The organism is Phenylobacterium sp., assembly GCF_031181185.1.
Classification (GTDB): Bacteria; Pseudomonadota; Alphaproteobacteria; order Caulobacterales; family Caulobacteraceae; genus Phenylobacterium.
Genome location: NZ_JAPSKZ010000156.1, coordinates 1 through 8,464, shown reverse-complemented (window position 1 = coordinate 8,464; position 8,464 = coordinate 1). Strand labels below are relative to the sequence as shown.

Sequence of the window (8,464 nt, the reverse complement as noted above, 5' to 3'; positions counted from 1 at the left end):
TGGACCGCGCCCGCCGGGAAAGCCGTGCGGCGGCGCGTGACGCCGCCTGGCGCACGGTCGCCCACGCCGCCGTGGGCGGGGAGGACGTGGCCGACGTGCCGTCCGCCGAAGACGCCGTCGCCTCGCGTCAGCGCCTGCGGCAGCTGGTCGACGCCGTCGGCGCCCTGCCGCCGCAAATGCAGCGCGCCTTTCGCCTGCACAAGCTGGAGGGCCGCTCTCACGCCGAGACGGCTCAGGCGATGGGCATCTCCGTCAAGTCGGTGGAGAAGCACGTCAGCGCCGCCTTGAAAGCCCTCACGGCGAGGCTTGGCGCATGAACCACCAGAAATTGCATCGACCGACCGGGGGGCCGACCCGGTCCGCGGCGTCTAAGCTGTCAGGGGGCGGTGAACGGCCGCATTGGAAGGGACGATGAGCGACCTGCGGCGACATGCCGACGAGGACTCGCGCCGCGAGGCGGCGGCCGACTGGGTCGTTCGGCTCCAGGCCGCTGAGCTCGGCGAGGCCGACCTGCTGGCGTTCGACGCCTGGCTTCAGGCGTCGGAGGCAAACGCGCGGGCCTATGATGATGCGCTGTCGGTCTGGATCGCCTACGGCCGTGAGGCCGACCGGGTGGCCGAGGGTCTCGCCAGCCGGCGGGCCCGACCGCCGCACCGGCGTCAGCTGTGGTTTGGCGCGGGCGCGGCTGCAGCCGCGGCGGCCGGCGCTCTCGTGTTCCTGCCGCAGATCCAATCGCCGAAGACCGAAGTATACGCCACGGGCCTTGGTCAGCACCGCGCGGTGACCCTCGCCGACGGCTCCACGCTGACGATGAACGCCGCGACGCGGCTCTCCGTCACCCTCCGTCGTGACCGGCGCGAAGTGACCCTGGACCAGGGCGAGGTCATCTTCGATGTCGCCCATGATTCCCGTCGTCCCTTCGAAGTCGTCGCCGGCGACCGGACCGTGCGGGTAGTCGGCACCCAATTCGATGTCCGCCGCCACGACGGGGAGCTATCGGTCACCGTCGCCCGCGGCGCCGTGGAGGTCCGGCCGACCGAAGGCGCGAGCGGCCGCGCCTACCGCCTGCGCCCCGATCAGCGTCTCGAGCACCGGGAAGGATCGCCCGACGTCCGGGTCGCCGCCGTGGATGCGCAGGAAGTCCTGGGCTGGCGCTCGGGGCGCGTCGTGTACCGCGAGCAGCCTCTGAGCGAGGTCGTGGCCGACCTGAACCGGCAGTTCCCCAGTCAGATCCGCATCGAGGACCCCGCGCTGGCGGCCACGCCTATCTCGGGCGTTCTGGTTCTCGACGATCAGGATGCGGTTATTGATCGCCTGGCCTTGCTGGTTCCCATAAGAGCGGTACGTTCTGACGCGGGACTGGTCCTGCAGCGCGACGGCGCGACAGGGCGCTGATGGGGTTTAAGGGCGATAGCACGGCGTGGCGTGCCTCTGCGGGCGTTGCTGGCCGGCGGCCTCGTCGCGTGTTCCGCGACGGCCGCTGAAGCCGCCGACGCGCGCGTTCGCGTCTCGATTCCGCCCAAGAGCTACGCCGATGCGCTGATCGACCTCGGCATCCAGGCCAACGTCTCGATCGTCGGCACCTCCGCCTGCGGCCGCGGCGGGCCGACCGCGCTTCGCGGCCGCCATACCCTTCGGGAGGCGCTGGAGCATCTGCTCGATGGCGCTCCGTGCCAGTTCCGAATCGTCGACGCCCGCACGGTGCGCATCATGCCGCCTGCGCCGGCCGCCGGTCCCGCGCGCCCACCCGCCGACCAGCCGATGCTGGTTTCCGAGCTCGTGGTCACGGCGGCCAAGCGCCCGACCAGCCTCGACCTGCTGCCGGCCGGGGTCAGCGCCATCTCTCGGGATCAGATCACCGTCACCGGCGCGGCCGACGTCGGCCAAACGGTGGGTCAGGTCGCCGGGATTCTGACCACCAACCTCGGCCCCGGCCGCGACAAGCTGCTGATCCGCGCGCTCTCCGACGGCACGTTCACCGGGCGCGCCCGCTCGACCGTCAGCACCTACCTGGACGACGCTCCGCTTAACTACAACGCGCCCGATCCGGATCTGCGGCTCGTCGACATCGAGCGCATCGAGGTGATGCGCGGTCCCCAGGGGGCGCTCTACGGCTCCGGCGCGATCTCCGGCGTCTATCGCATTGTCACGCGCAAGCCGGACCTCGAGGCGATGGCGGGCGGCGTCGGCGCGACCCTTGCCGTCACCGACGGCGGCGAGCCGAGCCGCGAGATTGAAGGCTATCTCAGCGTCCCGCTGTTCCGCGGCGAAGCGGCCCTCCGGATCGTCGCCTATCACGACTACCGCGGCGGCTACCTGGACGACGTCCCGCCGGGCGAGAGGAACGTCGACAGCACGGTGCGCAACGGCGGCCGGGTGGCGGTCCGGATGCGCCTGGGCGATGACTGGACTCTCGACGCCCTCGCCGCCACCCAGCACCTCCGCTCGAACGACGCCCAGTATGTCATTCCCCGAATGGGCGGCGGACGCGGCAACCGCATCCGGGAGGGCCACGACAACGACTTCGCGCACGGCGCGGTCACGCTGGCCGGCGACCTCGGTCCCGTCAGCGTTTCGTCGTCATCGGCCTATGTCCACCACACCTTCACAAGTCAGTACGACGCCTCCCTCTCGGGCGCGCCTAACGACCCCAGCAACGCGTTTGGCGCCCAGGCGACCGATACGGTCGTTTATCTGGAGAACACCCGCGTCAACATGCTGGTCGAAGACCTTGTGGTGCGCTCGCGTGGCGCCGGCCCGTTCCGATGGCTCGGCGGCGCCTACGCCTCGCTCACGGTCGAGCGCTCGCCGTCATCGGCCGACATTATCTCGCGCAACGGGACGCAGACGGCGGTTTACCGCGAGTTCCGCAAGGACCGGCTGAGCGAGTTGGCGCTTTACGGCGAGGCCGACTACGAGTTCGCCCCGGACTGGACGCTCAGCGTCGGCGGCCGGCTGTTCGGCAGCTGGGTGCGCACCTCGGCCGACGTGCGAGTCGCGCCGCCCGGCGTCTCCCGCCTCGTCGGCTACGAGCGGATGTTCCAGGGGTTCTCGCCGAAGATCTCCCTCCAGCGGGCGTTCGCCGACGGGAGCCTGGCCTACGTCCTCATGTCGGAGGGCTATCGTCCCGGCGGCTTCAACACCGCCGGCACAAGGCCGCTGCTCGATGCCCGGACGATCTTCGGCGCCGACCGGCTGCGAAACTACGAGATCGGAACGAAGCTGCGGCTCTTCGACGGCCGCATGGCGGTGCGCTCGGCCGCGTACTACGCCGAATGGCGGGACATCCAGACGGATCAATACCGGCTCACCGGCCTGGCCTACACGGCGAACGTGGCCGACGCCGAGATCCTCGGACTCGAGGGTGAGGTCGGCTACGATTGGGACTTCGGCCTCTCGTTGCAGGTGAACGCGCTGTTCGCCGGGTCCCGCGTGACAAACAAGAATCCGAGCTTCACCGGCCGCGTGGGCGACGAACTTCCCGGCGTCCCCGAGACCTCGGGCGGGATGGTCGCGATCTATCAGCGGCCGCTCGCCGGCGACTTCCTCATGCGGCTGGTGGGCGAGGCGAGTTATGTCGGCCGCTCGCCGCTGTCGTTCGACGCGACGATCAACCGGACCATGGGCGGCTATGTTCGCGCGCGGGTCACGGCCGAGGTGGCCACCGACGTCTGGAGCGCCGCGGTATTCGTCAGCAACCCCGCGAACGACGACAGCGACACCTTCGCCTACGGCAACCCGTTCAGCCTGCGGACCCTGCGCCAGGTGACGCCGCAACGGCCGCGGACGATCGGCCTGAGGCTCGCCGCCAACTTTTAGACAAATTTCGCCGAGCTTGGCTGGGGGGCTGTGGCCTGCGGCGGCGTCTATCCAGTGAAAGAACCCGACGGTTCGCTGGAGACGGGGCAAGGTGGTCAGGCTATCGGCGCTGGTCTGTGCACGTGACGGGGAAGCCGATCTCGCGGCTTGCCTGCGCAGCCTCTCCTTCTGCGACGAGATCGTGGTGGTGCTCGAGCGCGGCGCGGAACGTGCCCGGGAAGCCGCCCGTCGCGCCGGCGCACAGGTCGTCGACGGCATCTTTCCCCTGCCCAGCCAGGCCCGCGCGGCGGGCGCGGAACTGTGCTCCGGCGACTGGATCCTGGAAGTGGAACCGGACGAGCAGATCGATCGCGCGCTCGCCTGGGAGATTCGGGCCGCGCTCCAGATGCGGCCCGAGGGCGACTGGTTCGAGCTCCCCGTCGACAACTACGTCGGCGAGACGCGCGTGCGCCACGGCTGGACCGGCGCCATCAGCATCGACCAGGCCGTCCGCCTCAGCCGGCGCGGCGTGAAGTCCTGGCGTCCGGGTCGGGTGGAGAACGCCGTCCTGGCCGGCCGGTCCGCAGGGGCCCTGACGGGGGCGATCCGCCGCCTCGTCGGCCGAGACGTCGGGCAGCTGGTTGAGCGGCTTCAGCGCGAGAGCGACCGGCTGGCCCTGGATCTTGCCGACGCCGACCAGGCCGGCAGCCTGGCGCGCGCCTTGCTCGGCGGCCTCGGCGCGATGGCTTCCAGCTATCTGCTCCGGGCCGGCTGGCGCGAGGGCCGGCTTGGCCTGCTGGTGGCCCTGCTTTCGGCCCTGCATCCGGTGCTCGTCCAGATGCGCGCCGCCGAGCTCGCCGCCGCCGGGCGCGCGGCTGCCGCCGAGCCGGCTCCCCTCCGCCGGGCCGCCGCGGCGGGCTAGCCTCTAGACGGGTCGATCGATCGACGCGGGCGGGACCGAAAACCACTTCGGGCCCTGCTCGGTCATGTAGAGACAGTCCTCCAGCCGGATGCCGAACTCGCCGGGGATGTAGATGCCCGGCTCGTTCGACAGGCACATGCCGGGCGCAAGCCGGGTGCGCTCGCCGCGCACGAAATTGATCGGCTCATGCCCATCGAGGCCGATGCCGTGGCCGGTCCGGTGCGAGGTGCCAGGCAGCTTGTAGTCCGGGCCATAGCCCAGCGACGCATAGTAGCGGCGTACGGCGTCGTCGACCGCCCCGGCCTCCACGCCGAGTTGCGCGGCCTCGAACGCGATCTGCTGGCCGCGGCGCATGTGCTCCCAGACGGTGCGCTGGCGCCGGGTCGGTTCGCCGAACACCAGCGTCCGAGAGATGTCCGATTGATAGCCCTGGTACGTGCAGCCGCAGTCCATCAGCACGACCTCGCCGTCGCGCACCGCTTGCGGCTTGCCTGAGCCATGCGGATAGGCGCTGGCCTCGCCCAGCAGGATCAGCGCGAACTCGGGGCTGCCGCCCAGGGCGCGAGTGGCCCCGTTCATGATCGCGCCGATGTCGCCCGGCGTCATGCCACGCTCGATACGCGGGGCGGTGTGGCGGTAGGCGGCCACCGTGATGTCTGCGGCGTGCTGCATCAGGGCGATCTCGGCCGGCGACTTGATCATCCGACAGGCGCGCACGACCCTGGCGCCCGACCGCACCGGCGTGTCCGGCAGATGCTTCTGCAGACCCTCGACGGCGAAGAAGCGGACGGTCTCCTCGACGCCGACGGCGCCCGCCGCCAGCTTCTTCTCGCGCAGCCATCCCGCGACCAGCGCCAGCGGGTCCTCATGCTCCTGCCAGGTCCGCAGCTCGGCCGGAACGGCCAGGGTCTCGCGGACCGACGGCTCTTCGAAGAACGGGGTGACCACCAGGATCTCGCCCTCAGCCGGGATCACAGCAGCGGTCAGCCGCTCGCTTCGCCCCCAGCGCACGCCAGTGAAATAGACCAGGCTGGCGCCCGGCTCGACCAGCAGGGCAGTGAGCCCCTGCTCGCGCATCAGCCGCTGCGCCTTGTCGAGCCTGGTCTGCCGTTCGGCCCGGCTGATCGGCGGCGGGGGGTTCGGCAGAGGCGACAGCTCCGCAGCGGGAGCGCGAATGGGTAGGGCGAGGCCGGCGGCCAAGGCGGCTCCGGCGGTCAGGAGACTGCGTCGATCCATAGGGCCAAGCTGCCTGGACCCGTCGCCGGGCTCAAGGCCCTAGGCGTAGCGGACCTCCGCGCCTGCGCCCCCCTTCGCCGCCTCGAGCGCCCAGGCGAGGTCCGCGAGGTAGGCCTCGGCGACCGAGGCGTGGAAGGGCGACAGCATCAGATGCAGGCTCTTGGGCTCGGTGGTCACGCCTGTGAACCACCCACGCTCGCGAAGCTTGGCCCAGATCGCGAGACAGTCCACGTCGGCGCGGGTGAAGGCCATGAGGCCCAGCTGCGGCCGTCCCAAAACCTGGAACCCCAGAGCCTCGGCGCCGACCTGGATTGCCTCCCGGGCGGCGGTGACCTGCGCCTGCTTCTCGCGGTAGCCGGCGACTCCCAGGAAGTTCATCACCGCCCACGCCGCCGCGATGGCGCCGCCGGGCCGCGTGCCAGCCAAGGTGGGCGTCACCATCCGTCCGCCAGGCCAGTCCTTGAAGTCGAAGACCATCAGGGCCTTCAATGCTTCCGAACGGAACAGCACGGTCGAGGCGCCCTTCGCGCAGTAGCCGTACTTGTGCAGGTCCGCGGACATCGAGCGCACGCCGGGCAGCGCGAAGTCGAAGGCCGGAATGTCGGCGCCGTTCATCCGTACGAACGGAGCGAGATAGCCGCCGACGCAGGCGTCCACGTGCAGCCACAGGTCGCGCTCGACGGCGATTTCGGAGAGCGCTTCGATCGGATCGATCAGACCATAGGGAAAGTTCGGCGCCGAACCGACGATCATCACGGTCGAGGCGTCGGCCGCATCCGCCATCGCGGCCGGATCGGCCAGGTAGTCGCACACCGGCGTCCGCCGCACCTCGATCTCCACGAGGGCGCAGGCCTTGTCGAAGGCCGGATGGGCCGAGCGCGGCAACACGATGTTCAACGGCCCCGTCACGCCCCGCTGCTTCCTCGCGAAGTCACGGGCCGCCTTGATGGCCATGGTGATGGAGTCCGTACCGCCGGATGTGATGGCGCCCGCCGCCCCCGCCGGCGCGTTCAGCAGCGAGAGTGCGAAGCCCACGACTTCGGCTTCCATGCGGGCAAGGCTCGGGAAGGCAGCCGGCCCAAGCCCGTTCTCGGACATGAAGAGGGCGTAGGCCTCCTTCTGGACGCGCTCGACCTCGGGCCCGGCGTTGAACACGTAGACGGCCGTCTTGCCGTCACGCCAGCGCACGTCGCCCGCCGCCATCTGCAACATCCGAGCCTTCAGCTCGTCCCAATCGGAGCCGGTTTCAGGAAGGGCCGCGCTCATGAAAGCCTCCGCAGGTGCCGCCCGCACCATAGCGCCGCGCCGACATGCGCAAACAAAAAGCCGCGCCTTTCGGCGCGGCCAGTCAAAGGGAGGAAACGCCCCGAAGGGCAGGAGCACACTCGCCGGTGGTTGCGGCGAGAGAAAGGCCGGATTGCAGCGCCTGTGAAAATGCCACCGCGGCGCCCAAGCCTTGGGCGCCTGCCCGCTGGGAGAGCATCCGCATGCGGCCGTCTGTCCGCTCGGCTGGGTTGCAGGCTCCCATGCGCGGTTGGTGGCGCCCGCGCCGAACGTAAGTCTATGTTCAGCTTGATGGACCTAAGGTTCGGGCTCGAGGAGGGTCGCGTTCGGCCGACCGTGAAACGAAGCCAAATTCTCAGCTGATGCCCACCCTGCGTATCCTGGTCGCGAGCGTGCTCCTGGCGTCGACGCCGGCGCTCGCCCACGCGCAGGCGTCGGCAAGCCAGCCGGCCACCGGCAGCAGCACCATCTTCCTGCCGATCGTTCTGGGCAAGGAGACCGACCTCGACTTCGGCACCATCGCCCGTCCGAGCAGCGGAACCGGAACCATCACGATCGATCCCGCCAATGGCGCCCGATCGCTCGCAGGCCAAGGCGCCCTGCTCTCGAACACCGGGGCCTCGCAGGCGGCCTTCACGGTCGGCGGGGAAAGCGGCCAGACGTTCTCCATCACCGCACCCGAAACCATGACCATGACGCGTGAGGGCGGGGGCGAGACGATCGTTGTCACGCTCACGCCCTCGGCCGCCGAAGGCCTCCTGGCGGGACCGCCCGGCGGGCCGGGCTCAGCCAGTTTCGGCGTCGGGGGCGAACTGTCTATCGCGAACACGACGGTGACGGGCGCCTACGGCGGCAGCTTCACCGTCACCGTAGCCTACAACTGAGGCCCGCCGGCGGCGCGAAGGGCCTGCACGGCCCCTAGCAGGTGGTAGAACGAGGTCGCCGGCGCCGGCTCGTCCACGAAGCCGCCGTCGGCCTCCTGCTTGTCGCGCCAGAGCCCGCGCGTGGGCGTCTGGAGATAGCGGGCGAGGCCACGCGCCGCCGAGATCGCATCGGCCTCCTCGCCGAAGATCAGCGCCGCCTTCAGCCACTCGGTTTGCGGCCATAGCCGGGCCGCCCCGTCGCGAACGCTGAGATCGTCCCAGAGCGCGTTCACCGCCACCTCGCGGCCCGGGTCCACGCCCCGTCGCCCAACCTGATAGAGCCGCGCGCCCGCCGCGCGCC

The 8,464-nt window shown here is 70.5% G+C and carries 8 protein-coding genes; 5 read left to right on the top strand and 3 right to left on the bottom strand.

Features of this window, described 5'->3' with window-relative positions; genetic code table 11:
• The 4 genes from RIF93_RS16040 to RIF93_RS16025 all read left to right on the top strand — a co-directional run.
• On the top strand, nucleotides 1-317 hold a 317-nt coding region (locus RIF93_RS16040), incomplete at its 5' end, for a sigma-70 family RNA polymerase sigma factor (protein ID WP_309092454.1).
• A 94-nt stretch (nucleotides 318-411) separates the two neighbouring features.
• Nucleotides 412-1,395 carry a FecR domain-containing protein gene (locus RIF93_RS16035; protein ID WP_309092453.1) on the top strand — a complete coding sequence of 328 codons (984 nt, stop codon included), beginning with the start codon at nucleotides 412-414 and terminating at the stop codon, nucleotides 1,393-1,395.
• Between the two features lie 30 nt (nucleotides 1,396-1,425).
• Nucleotides 1,426-3,819 carry a TonB-dependent receptor gene (locus RIF93_RS16030; RefSeq protein ID WP_309092452.1) on the top strand — a complete coding sequence of 798 codons (2,394 nt, stop codon included), beginning with the start codon at nucleotides 1,426-1,428 and terminating at the stop codon, nucleotides 3,817-3,819.
• Between the two features lie 91 nt (nucleotides 3,820-3,910).
• Nucleotides 3,911-4,720 (top strand): glycosyltransferase family 2 protein, encoded by an 810-nt coding sequence (locus RIF93_RS16025; protein WP_309092451.1) that lies wholly within the window; start codon nucleotides 3,911-3,913, stop codon nucleotides 4,718-4,720.
• Nucleotides 4,721-4,723: 3 nt separating this feature from the next.
• Here RIF93_RS16025 and RIF93_RS16020 read toward each other — a convergent pair whose 3' ends face one another.
• A complete protein-coding gene (locus RIF93_RS16020) occupies nucleotides 4,724-5,956 on the bottom strand; it encodes a Xaa-Pro peptidase family protein (RefSeq protein ID WP_309092450.1) in 1,233 nt (410 codons plus the stop codon).
• Nucleotides 5,957-5,995: 39 nt separating this feature from the next.
• Entirely contained in the window at nucleotides 5,996-7,222 is a 1,227-nt protein-coding gene (locus RIF93_RS16015; protein ID WP_309092449.1) for a pyridoxal-dependent decarboxylase, read from the bottom strand.
• Nucleotides 7,223-7,602: 380 nt separating this feature from the next.
• Here RIF93_RS16015 and RIF93_RS16010 point away from each other — a divergent pair, with 380 nt between their 5' ends.
• Nucleotides 7,603-8,124: a DUF4402 domain-containing protein gene (locus RIF93_RS16010; RefSeq protein WP_309092448.1), complete on the top strand. Its 522-nt coding sequence runs from the start codon at nucleotides 7,603-7,605 to the stop codon at nucleotides 8,122-8,124.
• Here the strand turns inward: RIF93_RS16010 and RIF93_RS16005 are convergent.
• On the bottom strand, nucleotides 8,115-8,464 hold a 350-nt coding region (locus RIF93_RS16005), incomplete at its 5' end, for an AGE family epimerase/isomerase (RefSeq protein WP_309092447.1). The genes RIF93_RS16010 and RIF93_RS16005 overlap by 10 nt on opposite strands.